Here is a 15,286-nt window from a genome sequence, read left to right on the forward strand (position 1 = left end):
TTCGAGAAGCGGCCCGCGGATGTCGTTTGCCGACATACCGCGTATAACTTTCACCCCCAGAGGTTTTTGCCTATGAAGCGGCGCTTAGAAGATGCTCGAATCCTCATGTATAGCCATGACACGTTCGGTCTCGGCCATCTGAGGCGGTGCAGAACGATTGCCCATGCGCTTGTCGAGGACTATCGCGGCCTGAATGTGCTGATCATATCCGGCGCGACGATCGCCGGCGCATTCGATTATCGCGCCCGTGTCGATTTCGTCAAAGTGCCGAGTGTCATCAAGCTGCGCGACGGCGAATACACGTCTATGGCGAGCCATGTCGCATTGCAGGAAACGCTGAAGATGCGGCAATCGATCATTCGCCACACGGCCGAAACCTTCCAGCCCGATGTTTTCATTGTCGATAAGGAGCCGATGGGGCTGAAAGGTGAGGTCGAGGAAACGCTGACCTATCTCAAGGCGCGCGGCACGACGCTCGTACTCGGCATGCGCGACGTCATGGATGCGCCGCATCTCCTGGAAGCCGAATGGAAGAAGAACAACGCCCTGCAGAAGATCGATCAGTTCTACGATCGCGTCTGGGTCTATGGCCCGCCGGACTTTCACGATCCACTCGTCGGCCTCGATGTTCCCCCCGGCGTGCGCCGGAAGATGGAGTTCGTCGGCTTCCTGCAGCGCAGCGTTTCCACCCTGGGCACGAAGTCGGAACATGTGCCTGACGAGGATTATATCCTGGTGACGACTGGCGGCGGCGGCGACGGCGCCGATCTCGTCAGCGATGTCATTGCCGCTTTCGAGGAGGATAGCTCTCTCACGCAGAAGACGCTGATCGTGCTCGGCCCCTATATGCCAGCCAAGGAGCGCGGTCAGCTTTTGGAACGCGCGAGCAAGATCGACTGTCTGCAGGTCATCGAGTTCGACAACAAGATGGAAGAGCTGATCGCCGGCGCCAAGGCCGTTGTTGCCATGGGCGGCTATAATACCTATTGCGAGATCCTGTCCTTCGACAAGCCGGCGCTGATCATTCCGCGCACGCGGCCGCGCGAGGAGCAGCTCATCCGCGCGCAGCGGGCAAGCGAACTCGGCCTCGTCGACATGCTGCTGCCGGAAGAATCGGCCGATCCGAAGCAGCTTGCCGCTGCGCTGAAGCGCCTGCCGAACAGGGCGCCACCTTCGGCGAGCAACAGCAACATGCGCCTGGAAGGGCTCGTGCATATTTCGCGCACCGTCGGCGAATGGTTCGATGACCGCGAGCGCTATACGCCGCTATCGATCGTTGCCGAGTAGATCACCGGAACCTGTCGATGCGGAAGAAAATACTGGTGGTCCTGAAAGGCTATCCCCGCCTGTCGGAAACCTTCATCGCGCAGGAGCTGCTCGGCCTGGAAAAGGCCGGCTTCGACCTGACGCTGATTTCGATGCGCAAGCCTACGGACAAGAAGCGCCACCCCGTCCATGACGAGATCAAGGCGCGCGTCATCTATCTGCCCGAATATCTGCATAACGAACCGTTGAGGGTGCTTCGCGCGTTCTTTGCCGGTATCGGCAAGCCCGGGTTCAAGCCGCTCCTAAAGCAGTTCTGGACCGATCTCAAGCGGGATATCACGCCGAACCGCGTGCGGCGCTTCGGTCAGGCCCTGGTGCTGGCGCATGAATGGCCCGATGGCGGCGAATGGCTGCATGCGCATTTCATCCATACGCCGGCCTCGGTGACATCCTATGCCAGTATCATGACCGGCATTCCCTGGACGTGTTCGGCCCATGCCAAGGATATCTGGACGTCACCGGACTGGGAGCTTTCGGAAAAGCTCGGCCGCGCCCGCTGGACTGTGACCTGCACGCGCACCGGTTTCGAGCACATGCGCGATCTGGTCGGAGCGGACGACAAGGTTCATCTGAGCTATCACGGGCTGGATCTGGATCGCTTCGGCTCCTTCACTGGCGAACATTCCAGCCGCGACGGCAAGGACGCTTCCGATCCCGCTTTTATCCTCAGCGTTGGACGTGCGGTGGAGAAAAAGGGATACGACGTGCTGTTGAAGGCGCTGGCATTGCTTCCCGGCGATCTCAACTGGCGCTTTACCCACATTGGCGGCGGAGATGGCTTGACGAAACTCAAGGCATTGGCTGATACGCTTGGCATCGCCGACCGCATCACCTGGAAGGGTGCGCTGGCACAGGAAGACGTGCTTGCCCAATATCGCCAGGCCGATATCTTCGCGCTCGCCTGCCGGGTGGCCGCCGACGGTGATCGCGACGGGCTGCCGAACGTGCTCGTTGAAGCCTCTAGCCAGCGCCTTGTCTGCGTTTCCACCGATGTCTCCGGCGTTCCCGAACTCCTCGAAGATGGTGCGAACGGTCTTGTCGTTCCTCCGGAGGATCCGCAGGCGCTCGCCGTCGCTATGGAATCCGCCATTCGCGACCCGGCGCTGCGCCACAGGCTGGGCGAAGCGGCCGAAAGGCGGGTGCGCGAGCATTTCGACTATCACGCCAGCATCCGGCAGCTGACGGGGCTGTTCGAGGAGCAATGGCAGAGAGAAGATCAATGGCGGAAATCCGCATGACAACCTCGCATAGCCTACCGTTGCGGGTCTTTTTCTACGTTCAGCATCTGCTTGGCATCGGCCATCTGGCGCGGGCGAGCCGCATCGCCAGCGCGCTGGCGAAAGACGGCTGCCAAGTGACGGTGGTCACCGGCGGCCTGCCGGTAAACGGCTTCCCGGGGGCGGATGTTACCTCCGTCACATTGCCGGCCGTGGTCGCGAGCAGCGCCGGCTTCTCCGGTCTTGCCGATCAGTCTGGCAATGCCGCCGGCGAGGAGTTCCTGTCTCGGCGCCGCGACTTGCTGCTGGAGGCGTTCCGGCAGGCGGCGCCCGATGTCGTCATCATCGAGGCCTTTCCCTTCGGCCGCAGACAGATGCGTTTCGAGCTTCTGCCGCTGCTCGATGTCATTTCTGAAGCCGATCCGAAGCCGAGGCTCTATACCTCGGTGCGGGACATTCTGCAGCAGCAGAAGAAACCGGGGCGCGACGAAGAGACGGTCGGCCTGCTTCGCGATCATTTTGATGGTGTGCTTGTCCATGGCGATCCGCATTTCGTCCGGCTGGAAGAGACCTTTCCCCTGACCGAGGCGATCGCGGACAAGATTGTCTACACGGGTCTTGTCGCACCCGCTTTGCCACCGGAACCAGTCGAAACCTTCGACATCGTCGTTTCAGCCGGCGGCGGCGCTGTCGGGCGCGACCTTATCCGCGCCTCGCTGGAAGCGGCAAGCCGAGTGGCGAGCGATCGCCGCTGGCTGTTGATCGCCGGGCCGAACCTCCCGGAGCGGGATTATGCTGAGCTCGCCAGCGACGCGCCCGGTAATGTCGAACTGGTTCGCTTCCGCAAGGATTTTCCCTCCCTTCTGCGCGGCGCCGAGCTTTCGATTTCGCAGGCCGGCTATAATACGGTCGGCGATCTTCTCGTGGCCGGTTGCCGCGCCATTCTGGTTCCTTTCACCGCCGGCGGCGAGACGGAGCAATCCGTCCGAGCCGAGCGGCTGGAGAGATTGGGATTGGCATTGGCCTTGCCGGAAGCGGGATTGACGACGGACATGCTGGTCGAGGCCGTGAGGACGGCGCTGTCCCGACCCAAGCCAGGCAAGCCGGATATCGATCTTGGCGGCGCCGCCAGAACATCCGCCATTCTGCGTGAGGTCATGTAGCGACGTGTGTGGCTGATATCGGAGACATCCTGTCGTTTTATCCTCCTGGATTCCCGCAATCTTGTGATATAAATCGAAAAATCGATGAATCGGGAGGAGCGTGGACGAAAGACCGGGCGGAGTCCCCTTTCACATATGGGGCCACGTATCCGTAACGAAACCTTCCCGCATCTCTGCAACATCGGTGCCGGCATCGCGCTGGCGCTGGGCGTTGAATTTGAAAGCCTGCAGTAAGCAATGGAAAAAAGCCTAGCGCGTTACATTTGGTCGAATACCCGGCTGGAGCAGGTCTGGATACTGCTCGTCGTCGCGGCCTCGATGATCCCGTACTTCCTGTCCTTCGACTTGCCGAAGCAGATCGTCAACGGGCCTATCCAGGGCAAAGGTTTCGAACATCCCGGCGATACGCAGACCTTCATGCACATTGCTTTCAATGTGCCGCTCATCGGCCATGTCGAGATTTTTCAGGGCGTGCAGCTGACGCGCATGTGGATGCTCGTTGCGCTGAGCATGGTGTTTTTGGCGCTCGTCGTCCTCAACGGTCTCTTCAAGCTCTATATCAACACCTATAAGGGACGTCTGGGCGAGCGCATGCTTCGCCGTATCCGTTTTGAGCTGATCGACCGGGTCTTGCGGTTTCCGCCGGCGCACTTCAAGCGCGTCAAGCCCGCGGAAATCGCCACCATGATCAAGGACGAGGTGGAGCCGATGGGCGGCTTTACGGGCGATGCCTTCGTGCAGCCCGCCCTTCTCGGCGGCCAGGCGGTGACGGCGCTCGTCTTCATCATCATGCAGAATTTCTGGCTCGGCATGATTGCCGCGGCCATCGTCGCCGTGCAGGCCATCGTCATTCCGCGTATGCGCAAGCGGCTCCTGGAACTCGGGCGCCAGCGGCAGCTGACGGCGCGCGAACTTTCCGGCCGCGTCGGTGAGATCGTCGATGGTATCGGCACTATCCACGCCAACGATACCACGAACCTGGAGCGCGCCGATATCGCGCACCGGCTCGGATTGATCTTCTCGATCCGCTACGATCTCTACCAATGGAAGTTCCTGGTCAAATTCATCAATAACTTCCTCGCTCAGGTAACACCGTTCCTGTTCTATCTGATCGGCGGCTTTCTGGCGCTGCAGGGCCGACTGGACATCGGTCAGCTCGTCGCCGTCATCAATGCCTACAAGGATCTGCCAGGACCGCTGAAGGAGCTGATCGACTGGGACCAGTCGCGTCAGGACGTCCAGGTAAAATACAATCAGGTAGTCGAACAGTTCAGTGTCGAGCATCTGATCGATCCGAAAATCCAGGCGGTTTCGCCCGCGCCCGCCGCCCGCATCACCCATTCTCTCGTCGCGACCAATCTGACCATCGTCGACGACAGCGGCGCGCGTGTGCTGGACCACGTTTCGGTTGAGATTCATCCGGGCGAAAGGGTAGCGATCGTCGGCGACAGCGGTGCGGGCGGCGAATATCTTGCAGAGGCGTTCGGACGCCTGATCTGGCCGGATAGCGGCCGCATTTCCATCGATGGCCACGATATTCTGGAACTGCCGGAATCGCTCATCGGGCGACGCATCGCCTACGCCTCCTCCGAGACCTTCTTCTTTCACGGCACTTTGCGCAGCAATCTCCTCTATGGTCTCAAGCACGCACCGCTCGTTGCCCCTGTCTACAGCGAGGATGAGGCGGCAAAGGTCAAATGGAGCATGGCCGAGGCACGACGTGCGGCCAATCCAGAATTCGATCTCAATAGCGACTGGGTGGACTATGCCGCCGCCGGGGCGACGGGGCCGGATGATATCTATTCCGCCATCCGTCCGGTTCTCGATGCCGTCGCCATGTCGCAGGATATTTTCGACATGGCCTTGCGCTCGAATGTCGATGCCACGGCACATCAGGATCTGACGTCGCGCATCGTCGAGCTGCGGCAGGCATTGCGGTCGCGGCTCGAGGAGGAAAAACTCGCGGATCTCGTGGTTCCCTTCGAGTTCGATGCTTATAATCCGCAGGCGACCGTTGGTGAAAATCTGCTTTTCGGTACGCTGAAGCGGCCGCAGATGACCAATCGCAAACTGGCGGCTCATCCCTATTTTCGGCAGATATTCGCCGAAACGGGTCTGGTCTCCGATTTATATGATATGGGCCTGGAGATCGCCGAAAACGCAGTCGAACTCTTCACGGACCTGCCGCCGGACCATCCGTTCTTCCAGCAGCTGACCTTCATGACGGCGGAAGACATCCCGACCTATGAGGCGCTGCTGCAGAAGCTGAACGGCAAGGGCTATGAGGCGGCCACCGACGACGAGCGCGCGGCCATCATCCGGCTGAGCTTTTCTTATATCGAACCGCGTCACCGCTTCGGTCTTCTGACGCAGGTGCTCATGGAAAAGATCGTGCAGGCGCGCGCGAAATTCTACGAGAATATTCCGGCCGATCTCGCCAAGGTCATCGAGCGCTACGATCCGGAGCGCTTCACTGCGTCTGCCACCTTGATGGACAACGTGCTGTTCGGGCGCATCGCGCATCAGCAGGCGAATGCGCCTGAGCGTATCCATCAGATCATGTATGATGTGTTCGGGCGTCTCGGCATGCATGATGCAGTTCTGTCGATCGGGCTGGATTTCGACGTCGGCTCGGGCGGCAAGCGCCTGACCAACGTGCAGCGCCAGAAACTTAATCTCGGTCGCGCCCTTTTGAAACGAGCCGATTACATCATCTGCAATCGCCCGCTGCCGGCACTCGACCATCGCGTCCAGGATCAGATCGCGAGAGCCATTCTGGGCGAACTCCATAGCGGCGATTATGCGCCGGCGATCATCTGGGTTCTCTCCAACCCCAGTTTTGCCGAATTGTTCGACCGTGTCATGGTTTTCGATCACGGCAGCCTCGTCGAAAATGGCTCTACCACCGATCTTTTAGAGAAAAACGGTATGTTCAAAGAACTGTTATCGTAATATCCTATCTCGACAGTGGCGTCTGGGGCCGAACACTGGGGGTACCGAAGCTCATGCTTCTGAAGGACGAAGTTGAAATGCTGAAGCGGGTGCCGATTTTTTCGCGCATTGCACCCGCGAAATTGAAACTCTTGGCGTTTACGTCCGATCGGGTCAGCTACAATGCTGGCCAAACCCTGTTTCATCAGGGCGATCAAGGTGATGCGGCCTATGTTGTTCTTTCAGGAACTGCTGATATTCTCGTCGATAGCCCAGCCGGCGAGATCAAGGTTGCCGAAGTCGACCTCAATTCCATCGTCGGCGAAATTGCCATCCTCTGCGATGTCTCCCGTACAGCCACGGTGAAAGCGACTTCCAGGCTGGAAGCCTTGAAGATCAGCAAGGAGCATTTCCTGAAGCTGCTTAGCGATTTCCCGGAGATGGCCGTCGAGATCATGCGCGTGCTCGCAGATCGCCTCAACCACACGACTTCGGAACTGACCGCTGTGCGCAGCCGCCTCGACCAGCCGCAGTCGATGTCCACTCATTGAGATTGAGGGAGCCGGTGCTCGTGCTTTTGAGAGGCAGGCGCCCCATTTCAATATGGCGAACGCAATTCCGAAATATGCGCGGCCCGAATATGAACGCCGATTTCTTGTCGGCGACATTCCAGATCTTTCCGGTATAGCATTCCGGCTGATCGAAGATCTTTATCTCGACGGCACCCGGCTGCGCCTGCGCAAGATCATCTGCGAGGATGGAAACGAGCAATACAAGCTCTGCAAGAGGTACCCTGGCCCGAGCGCCAATCCCCTCGCAATCGTCAATATCTACCTGACATCGCAGGAATATGATCTTCTTTCAGCGTTGAACGGCAAAGGTATTCGGAAGAGGCGGTACAATATCGCCTCTTCCGAATACCTTTGCCTGGATGTTTTCGAAGGTCAGCTTGTCGGCCTGGTTCTATGCGAGATCGAGGCGGAATCCGTCGCCTTGCTCGAAGCGCATGCATTGCCTCACTGGATTGGACGCGACGTTTCAGACGATCCGTTTTTCACCGGTGGCAATCTTGCTTCTATCGATGCTGCGCAACTCTCGGCGAGACTGGTGTCGCTCGGATCTTGCGCTTAGTCGTCAACGATCTCGCAGGCAATGAAGAAGCCCCACTGTAGGCAGCGCGATCCAATCAAGCCAATCGGAGGGAGGTGCGGCGTTGCGTCGTCCTTTTTCGCGAGGGGGTTTTTCTGCCGCCTCGTCGGCTCCGACGGCAAGGTTGCTGGTGGCCCGGACAGTCGTCGCGATGATACGGCGCGCTCTTACCCGTGAAGAATATTGACAATATATGCTACGAACTCCACAATTGAGGTGGAATGGAAGGATAGTTCCGATGGCGTCGGGTAGCATTCATGTGAAGGTCAGCGGTGCGCTGCAAGACCACATTCAGCAGCAGATCGGCGACACTGGTCTTTATGAGAACGCCAGCGAATACATTCGCGCCTTGATACGTCGCGACCTTCAAACCCGTAATGAGGCGTGGGATGCGCTGCAAAAGGAGCTTGCACCGGCCATGCGCGCGGATGACAGCGAGTTTATCGCAGTTTCCGCCGAAGATGTCATTCGCCGCAATACGCGTCGCTGATCATGGTGGTGTATCGCTTTTATCCGCGCGCGGATGCGGCGCAGGACAAGATTTGGCGGGATACAGTTGAGACATGGGGAGAGAAGCAGGCGGTGACGTATATCACCGGCTTGCATACCCATTTGCAGCGGCTATGCGAGGAAAGGGCGATATGGCGCAAGCTTCCGCAGCGTCTTGCAGTTCCCGCCGACGTGAAACACGAGGCGTATTTCAGTCGCTACGAGCATCATTATGTCTTCTTCCGGGAGCTCGATAACGGCGATCTTGGCGTGATGAGCATTTTGCATGAGCGCATGGACCTGCCCGTGCGCCTTGCCGAGGATCTGGCGGCGCTTTCCGGGAGAGCGGGATCTTTCAAGGCATAGGGTCGGTGTGGCCAATTCGCCTTTGAAGTCTCAGATCAATCCCCGCCGGGCCAGATTGCGCATCAGATGCGAGGCGCCGAAGGTCCAGGGCGGGCATTCGGTCGACAAAAGCACGCGGTTGCGCAGCGAACCGAGCTTGTCGTTGGAAATAGTGACGATGTCGCCGACCTTGTGGGTGAAGCCTTGGCCGGGCGTGTCGCGATCCTCGACGGGGGCGAAAAGCGTTCCCATGAATAGCACGAAGCCGTCGGGATATTGATGATGGCGGCCGATGGTCTGGGAGACGAGATCGAGCGGATCGCGGCTGATTTCCTTCATCGACGAGCGGCCGTGCAGCACATAACCGTCCTCACCTTCGACTTTGAGGTCGAGATCGGCGTTGCGCACGTCATCAAGATTATAGGTCTCGTCGAACAGACGGATGAACGGCCCGATCGAGCAGGAGGCGTTGTTGTCCTTGGCCTTGCCAAGGAGCAGGGCGGATCGGCCTTCCACGTCGCGCAGGTTGACGTCGTTGCCGAGGGTGGCGCCCTTGACCCGGCCCTGGCTGTCGACCGCCAGCACGATTTCCGGCTCGGGATTGTTCCACTTGGAGATCGGATGCAGGCCGACATCGGCGCCTTGTCCCACAGACGACATTATCTGCGATTTGGAAAAGACTTCCGCGTCCGGTCCGATGCCCACTTCGAGATATTGCGACCAGACACCCTCCTCGATCAACGCCGCCTTGACCTTGGCCGCTTCCGCTGAACCGGCCTTCAAATTGCGCAGACTGTCGCCGATCAGTGCGGTCACCTTGCCGCGGATCGCTTCGGCTAGGTCCGGATTACCGGCTGCGCGCTCCTCGATGACGCGCTCCAGCATCGAGCGGGCAAAGGTGACGCCACAGGCCTTGATCGCCTGCAGGTCGATGGGGGCGAGAAGGTGGATGGCCGAGTGGTCGGCCTTGGCGGCCAGCAGATCATCGAGTTTGGCGATGGCTTCGCCTTTCTGCGTGCGAATGAAAGCCACCGGATCATCTTTTTCCAGAAGGTCGCGCATGGTCGGCGTTTCCTTCGAGGTGATGTCATAGAGCGTGCCGTCGCGAAGGGTGACGAGAGCGGGGCCTTGCACATCCGGGCGCCAGATGCGGCCGACGAATGTTCCGGTGGTGAATGTGTTCGAGCTGGCCATGTCGTTCGTCTCCTCCAAACTGCGAGCGTTTCTAGCGCAGTCGATCCCGCTTTGCCATCTGTTATGACGGCATCATTCGCTGCATTTTGGATTTTCATCTTTTCCTGGAAGCTAAAAATGTAAGGCCCCGCGGCGCCACCGCGAGGCCTTTTGGGCCGCAAGCCGGGAGAGAGTGGCTTTACGCGGCCTGAACCTTGCGATTGCCGCGCGCCCATTCCGGCAGCCAGTCGCCATGGGCAGCCAACAGCTCGTCGACCAGCGACCAGATTTGGTCGAGATCGAGTTCGGCTGCCGTGTGCGGATCCATCATGGCGGCATGGTAGATGTGCTCGCGATTTTCGGTCATCAGAGCTTTCACGGTCAGCTCCTGCACGTTGATGTTCGTGCGGATGAGCGCCGTCAGCTGCGGCGGCAGATCGCCGACATAGGTCGGCTGGATGCCGGAGGCATCGACGAGGCAGGCGACTTCCGCCGCGCAATTATAAGGCAGCGAGGTGATGCAGCCATTGTTGCGGACATTGCCGTAGATGACGGAAGGCTCGCCGGTCCAGACCGAATTGATGATCGAGGAGGCATATTCCTTCGACTGCTTGACCTCGATCTTTTCCGCCGTGCGGTATTCCTCAGCCTGGTTCTTCCAGCGCGCCACCTGCTCGATGCAGCGTTTCGGATATTCGTCGAGCGGAATGCCGAACTTCTCGATCAGATCCTCGCGGCCCTCCTTGATGAAGTAGGGGGTGTATTCGGCGAAATGCTCGGAGCTTTCGGTGACGAAATAGCCGAGGCGGGTCAGCATTTCATAGCGCACCTTGTTCGGGCAGCGCGGGTTCCAGCCGGGCTTCGGCGCGCGTCCTTCGCGATAGGCGCGAACGAGATCCGGATAGAGATTACGATAGGAACCATCCGGCTGACGATGCTCGAATTCGAGATAGAAGGCCATGTGGTTGATGCCGGCCGAGCGGTAGCGGATCTCGTTGTAGGGAATGTCGAGATCGTGCGCCAGTTCCATGGCCGTGCCCTGCACCGAATGGCAAAGACCGACCTGCTTGATCGTTGGGTACTTCTCCCCGATCGCCCAGGTATTGATGGCCATCGGGTTCACATATTGCAGCATGATCGCGTTCGGGCAGACGGCGAGCATGTCCTCGCAAATCTTCCACAGATGCGGAACCGTGCGCAGGCCGCGCATGATGCCGCCGACGCCGAGCGTGTCGGCGATCGTCTGGCGCAGGCCATATTTCTTCGGCACTTCGAAATCGGTGACGGTGCAGGGCTCGTAGCCGCCGATCTGGAAAGCGACGACCACAAAGTGCGCGCCGTCAAGCGCCTTGCGCTGATCGGTAAAGGTTTCGACCGTCGCGGAGGTGCCCAGCGTCGAGGCCAGCTTCCGGGCAACAATGGCGCTTTCGTCCAGCCGCTGCGGATTGATGTCCATTAGCGCGATCCTGGCGTCGGCAAGGGCGGGCCGCTGCAAGACGTCGCCGATGATATTCTTCATGAAGACGGTCGAGCCGGCGCCGATGAAGGTGATCTTGGGAGTACCTGTCATGTCAAAATCTCCTGGGATGCTACGAAGCTACTTCGAACGCCGCTCTGACAAGGCGTTCTGTGTAAGCGGTCTTGGGATGGGACAGAACCTCTTCGACCGGCCCTTGCTCCATGATCTTGCCATGCTGCATGACGATGACGCGATGGCAAAGGGCGCGGACGACCTTGAGGTCGTGGGAAATGAAAAGGTAGCTCAGGCCTTTTTCATCCTGCAGCTTGCGCAGGAGGTCGATGATCTGGGCCTGAACGGAAAGATCGAGTGCGGAGGTCGGCTCGTCGAGCAGAATGAATTCCGGCTCGAGCGCGATGGCGCGGGCAATGGCGATACGCTGGCGCTGGCCGCCGGAAAATTCATGCGGGAAGCGCGAGAGAATGTTGGCCGGCATGCCGGCACTGACCAGTGCCTCCTTGACGCGCTCCAGGCGCTCCGCCTTGTTGGAACCGAGATTGTTGACAATCAGCCCCTCGCAAATGATCTGGCCGATGGTCATGCGCGGATTGAGCGACGAAAAAGGATCCTGAAAGACGATCTGCATGCGCGAGCGCAACGGCCGCATCTCGGCGCGAGACCGGCCATGGATCGGCTGCCCGTCGAAGAAAATCTCGCCGCCATCGGCATCGATCAGCCGCAGCAGCGCCTGACCGAAGGTGGTCTTGCCGGAGCCGGATTCGCCGACAAGGCCGAGCGTCTCGTGGCGGCGCAGCTCGATATTGAGGCTGTCGACGGCGACGAGCTCACGCATGTCGGGTTTAAAGAAGCTGCCGTGCCGCAGCATGAACGCCACCTTGACGGACTTGCCTTCGAGAATCGTGTCGCAGTTCGGCGGCAGCGGCTTTGCCTGTCCGCGTGGCTCCGAGGTCAGCAGGTGCTGCGTATAGGGATGCTGCGGGCGCGCAAAGAGCGCCTCCGTCGTATTGTGCTCGCGCATCTCGCCATGCTGCATCACATAGACGTAGTCGGAGAACTGGCGCACGACCGTCAGGTCGTGAGTGATCAGGATCACGGCCATGCCGAGCTGCTTTTGCAGGTTGCGGATGAGGTTCAGGATCTGCGCCTGCACGGTGACATCGAGCGCTGTCGTCGGTTCGTCGGCAATCAGTACGTCCGGGTCGTTGGCGAGCGCCATGGCGATCATCACGCGCTGGCGCTGGCCACCGGAGAGCTGGTGCGGATATTGTTTCAGCCGCGCTTCCGGATCGGGAATCTGAACCTGCTTCAGGAGATCGAGCGCCCGCTTCTCCGCGTCGCGGCGGCTGACCTTGCGATGGACCCGTATCGCTTCGACGATCTGGCTACCGATGGTGTAGATCGGATTGAGCGAGCTCATCGGCTCCTGGAAGATCATCGAGATGCGGTCGCCACGCAATTGCCGGCGCGCCCGCTCCGAGAATTTCAGCACGTTCTTGCCGTCGTAATGCACGGCGGACTTGTCGGAGACGACGGCGCGTTTGGTCAGCAGGCCCATCACCGTGCGGGCGGTCACCGATTTTCCCGAGCCGGATTCGCCGACGATGGCGATGGTTTCGCCGCGATAAAGCTGGAAGGTGATGTCTTTGACGGCATCGACCATGCCGTCCTCGACCTTGAACTTGACGGCAATATTGCGAGCGTCGATGACAGGTGCGGCTGTCTTGTTCGCAGCATCGAGTCGCCTGTCGGGAGCGAAGGAATTGACGAGTGCAAGAGCCATATCCGTTCTCCTCTCAATAGGGATCGATCGCGTCGCGCAGGCCGTCGCCAAGGGCGTTGAAGGCGAAGACGGTGACGAGAACGAAGGCGACGGGCGTCAGGATCCAGGGATAGGAGCCGATGACCGAATAGGTCGACGTATCCTGCAGCATCAGACCCCAGGAGATCAGCGGCGGTTTGACGGCAAAGCCGAGGAAGCCGAGGAAGGATTCCAGCAGCACGACGCTCGGGATCGCGAGCGTGACCGTCACGATGACGTGGCTCATGACGTTCGGGAAAATATGCTGCAGGATGATGCGCCGGTCGGTCGCGCCGACCGCCATGGCCGCCCGGACATAATCGATCCGCGCCAGAGCCAGCGTCTTGCCGCGCACCTCGCGCGACATCTGCGCCCAGCCGAGCGCCGACATGACGACGATGACGAAGGCGAGGAAGACGTTGGTCGGAGCCGTCACAGGGATCAGCGAGGTCAGTGCCAGGTAGAGCGGCAGTTGCGGGAAAGCCAGTACCACTTCGACGAAACGCTGGATCCAGGCATCGAGCGTGCCGCCGAAATAGCCAGATATCATGCCGACCGCAGTGCCGACGACGGTGACGATGGCGACTACCGTCAAGGCGATCATCAAGGAGATGCGCGAACCGTAAATGGCGCGCGACAGCACATCCCGGCCGAATTTGTCCGTGCCGAGGAAATGAACGGGGCCGCCGTCGGTGGCGCCGAAGAGATGCCGGTCACCGGGGATCAGGCCAAAGAGATGATAGGGGTCACCCTTGACGAAGAGACCAAGCAGGCGAGGGTGATCGTAATCCGGTCCGACGATCGGTTGGAACGTGACCGGATCGAGATCGCTGGTCTCGGCAAGCGCGTAGACCCGAGGCTGGAGGACGAAATTGCCGTCCTTGTCGTGAAAGCTGATGACCTGCGGCGGCGCGAAGCCGGTGTCGGTCGCCTTGGGGTCGAGCGGTGCGATGAATTCGGCGAAGATCGCCATCAGCAGCAGCAGGACGACGAGAGTAAGGCCGCCCATGCCGGTCCAGGAGCGCTTCAGGCGACGCCAGACCAGGGCGAGGTAGCTCTCATTGCCGCTCTTCTGCTTGATTTTCTCTTCGGGCGGCGGCGGGGAGTTGCTGAAGGCGAGCATCAGTGGATTCCTCCCTGTTGACGCACACGTGGATCGAGCAGGGCAAGCAACACGTCGGCGATGATATTGCCGACGATGAGGGTTGCCGAAAGCACCATCATGAAGGTTGCGGTCACGTAGACGTCGCCGACGGCCATCGAGCCGACGATCGCCGGCCCGACGGTCGGCAGCGTGAAGATGATCGCGGTCTCGATTTCGCCCGTCAGCATATAGGGCAGAACCACGCCCTGATACATGATCAGAGGATGCAGCGCATTCGGCACGGCATGGCGCATAATGACGGCTCCGCCGGAAAGGCCCTTAGCTCGCGCTGTTTCCACATATTGGGCATTCAGCGTATCGAGCAGATTGCCGCGCATGATGCGCATGTTGTAGGCGAGGCCGCCGAACGTGGCGATCGCGACGACCGGCCAGACATGCTTGACGAGATCGACGAATTTGGCCCAGGACCAGGGCGCACCGCCATATTGCGGCGAGAAGAAGCTGCCGATCTCCGAGACGTTGAGCTGGAAGACGAGGAGATAGACGATGATCAGCGCCATCAGAAAGCGCGGCACCGTCATGCCGAGGAAGGAGATGCCGGCAAGCAGATTGTCAATCCAGCTATATTGCCGCGTTGCGGCCCAGATGCCGAAACCGATGCCGAGAATGGAAGCCAGGATGTGGCACACGAGCGCCAAGGCCAGTGTTCGCGGCAGGCGCTCGCCGACGACATCGGCCACCGGCTTGTTGTAGACCATGCTGTAGCCGAAATCGCCCTTGGTGACGATGCCACCGATCCAGTTGAAATACTGGACGATCATCGGCTTGTCCAAGCCATGTTCCTTGCGATAGGCCTGCGCCTGGGCGTCGGCCTGTTCGAAGGACGCGCCGCCCTGGTTCATCAGTTGCGAGCGGATATAATCGGCATAATCGCCCGGCGGCGCCTGGATGATGGCAAACGTCACCACGCTCAGGATCAGGAGCACGGGAATGGCGGAGGCTATGCGAACGAGCAGGAATCGTAACATGGGACGGTTCGCTTCTCTTGATGCTGTCGACTGTCCCATTCTCCAGGAACGACATCGCCAGCGCTTCATTTAACCCGGCGAT

13 protein-coding genes are annotated in these 15,286 nt (G+C 59.9%); 8 read left to right on the forward strand and 5 right to left on the reverse strand.

The genetic code is table 11. The features are described from left to right. Window positions 1-72: 72 nt before the first annotated feature. The 8 genes from AC13QY_RS02110 to AC13QY_RS02145 all read left to right on the forward strand — a co-directional run bounded on the left by AC13QY_RS02110 (window position 73) and on the right by AC13QY_RS02145 (window position 8,641). Entirely contained in the window at window positions 73-1,287 is a 1,215-nt protein-coding gene (locus AC13QY_RS02110; protein ID WP_113350627.1) for a glycosyltransferase family protein, read from the forward strand. A gap of 11 nt (window positions 1,288-1,298) precedes the next feature. Next, entirely contained in the window at window positions 1,299-2,564 is a 1,266-nt protein-coding gene (locus AC13QY_RS02115) for a glycosyltransferase family 4 protein (protein ID WP_488492748.1), read from the forward strand. Continuing rightward, the gene (locus AC13QY_RS02120; RefSeq protein ID WP_113329606.1) at window positions 2,561-3,706 is read left to right on the forward strand and encodes a glycosyltransferase; all 1,146 of its coding nucleotides are present in this window, start codon (window positions 2,561-2,563) and stop codon (window positions 3,704-3,706) included. The genes AC13QY_RS02115 and AC13QY_RS02120 overlap by 4 nt, the downstream gene beginning before the upstream one ends. Before the next feature lie 237 nt (window positions 3,707-3,943). Beyond that, window positions 3,944-6,658, forward strand: a complete 2,715-nt coding sequence (locus tag AC13QY_RS02125; RefSeq protein WP_488492705.1) for an ABC transporter transmembrane domain-containing protein — start codon at window positions 3,944-3,946, stop codon at window positions 6,656-6,658. A 53-nt stretch (window positions 6,659-6,711) separates the two neighbouring features. Then, window positions 6,712-7,188 (forward strand): cyclic nucleotide-binding domain-containing protein, encoded by a 477-nt coding sequence (locus AC13QY_RS02130; protein WP_069610301.1) that lies wholly within the window; start codon window positions 6,712-6,714, stop codon window positions 7,186-7,188. A gap of 52 nt (window positions 7,189-7,240) precedes the next feature. Continuing rightward, the gene (locus AC13QY_RS02135; protein ID WP_488492706.1) at window positions 7,241-7,768 is read left to right on the forward strand and encodes a CYTH domain-containing protein; all 528 of its coding nucleotides are present in this window, start codon (window positions 7,241-7,243) and stop codon (window positions 7,766-7,768) included. A 256-nt stretch (window positions 7,769-8,024) separates the two neighbouring features. Then, window positions 8,025-8,276 carry a ribbon-helix-helix domain-containing protein gene (locus AC13QY_RS02140; protein WP_112723358.1) on the forward strand — a complete coding sequence of 84 codons (252 nt, stop codon included), beginning with the start codon at window positions 8,025-8,027 and terminating at the stop codon, window positions 8,274-8,276. Between the two features lie 2 nt (window positions 8,277-8,278). Further along, entirely contained in the window at window positions 8,279-8,641 is a 363-nt protein-coding gene (locus AC13QY_RS02145; RefSeq protein ID WP_113329609.1) for a type II toxin-antitoxin system RelE/ParE family toxin, read from the forward strand. 30 nt (window positions 8,642-8,671) lie between these two features. Here AC13QY_RS02145 and AC13QY_RS02150 read toward each other — a convergent pair whose 3' ends face one another. From AC13QY_RS02150 to AC13QY_RS02170, 5 genes are all read right to left on the reverse strand, one after another. Beyond that, window positions 8,672-9,814, reverse strand: coding sequence for a fumarylacetoacetate hydrolase family protein (locus AC13QY_RS02150; RefSeq protein WP_145318881.1), 1,143 nt, complete (start codon window positions 9,812-9,814; stop codon window positions 8,672-8,674). 178 nt (window positions 9,815-9,992) lie between these two features. After that, on the reverse strand, window positions 9,993-11,363 hold the full coding sequence (gene melA, locus AC13QY_RS02155; protein ID WP_145318878.1) for an alpha-glucosidase/alpha-galactosidase: 1,371 nt from the start codon (window positions 11,361-11,363) through the stop codon (window positions 9,993-9,995). Between the two features lie 19 nt (window positions 11,364-11,382). Then, on the reverse strand, window positions 11,383-13,053 hold the full coding sequence (locus AC13QY_RS02160) for an ABC transporter ATP-binding protein (RefSeq protein ID WP_145633960.1): 1,671 nt from the start codon (window positions 13,051-13,053) through the stop codon (window positions 11,383-11,385). Between the two features lie 13 nt (window positions 13,054-13,066). After that, on the reverse strand, window positions 13,067-14,194 hold the full coding sequence (locus AC13QY_RS02165; protein WP_113350620.1) for an ABC transporter permease: 1,128 nt from the start codon (window positions 14,192-14,194) through the stop codon (window positions 13,067-13,069). Then, window positions 14,194-15,204 (reverse strand): ABC transporter permease, encoded by a 1,011-nt coding sequence (locus tag AC13QY_RS02170; protein ID WP_152093166.1) that lies wholly within the window; start codon window positions 15,202-15,204, stop codon window positions 14,194-14,196. The genes AC13QY_RS02165 and AC13QY_RS02170 overlap by 1 nt, the downstream gene beginning before the upstream one ends. Window positions 15,205-15,286 lie beyond the last annotated feature (82 nt).

The organism is Martinezella sp. CNPSo 3795 (assembly GCF_057784475.1).

What these genes read in the sequence shown, in the direction of transcription:
- melA (WP_145318878.1), bottom strand. Translation starts at nt 11,363, where the DNA reads ATGACAGGTACTCCCAAGATCACCTTCATCGGCGCCGGCTCGACCGTC.
- AC13QY_RS02170 (WP_152093166.1), bottom strand. Translation starts at nt 15,204, where the DNA reads ATGTTACGATTCCTGCTCGTTCGCATAGCCTCCGCCATTCCCGTGCTC.
- AC13QY_RS02110 (WP_113350627.1), top strand. Translation starts at nt 73, where the DNA reads ATGAAGCGGCGCTTAGAAGATGCTCGAATCCTCATGTATAGCCATGAC.
- AC13QY_RS02145 (WP_113329609.1), top strand. Translation starts at nt 8,279, where the DNA reads ATGGTGGTGTATCGCTTTTATCCGCGCGCGGATGCGGCGCAGGACAAG.
- AC13QY_RS02130 (WP_069610301.1), top strand. Translation starts at nt 6,712, where the DNA reads ATGCTTCTGAAGGACGAAGTTGAAATGCTGAAGCGGGTGCCGATTTTT.
- AC13QY_RS02140 (WP_112723358.1), top strand. Translation starts at nt 8,025, where the DNA reads ATGGCGTCGGGTAGCATTCATGTGAAGGTCAGCGGTGCGCTGCAAGAC.
- AC13QY_RS02120 (WP_113329606.1), top strand. Translation starts at nt 2,561, where the DNA reads ATGACAACCTCGCATAGCCTACCGTTGCGGGTCTTTTTCTACGTTCAG.
- AC13QY_RS02125 (WP_488492705.1), top strand. Translation starts at nt 3,944, where the DNA reads ATGGAAAAAAGCCTAGCGCGTTACATTTGGTCGAATACCCGGCTGGAG.
- AC13QY_RS02165 (WP_113350620.1), bottom strand. Translation starts at nt 14,194, where the DNA reads ATGCTCGCCTTCAGCAACTCCCCGCCGCCGCCCGAAGAGAAAATCAAG.
- AC13QY_RS02160 (WP_145633960.1), bottom strand. Translation starts at nt 13,053, where the DNA reads ATGGCTCTTGCACTCGTCAATTCCTTCGCTCCCGACAGGCGACTCGAT.
- AC13QY_RS02150 (WP_145318881.1), bottom strand. Translation starts at nt 9,814, where the DNA reads ATGGCCAGCTCGAACACATTCACCACCGGAACATTCGTCGGCCGCATC.
- AC13QY_RS02135 (WP_488492706.1), top strand. Translation starts at nt 7,241, where the DNA reads ATGGCGAACGCAATTCCGAAATATGCGCGGCCCGAATATGAACGCCGA.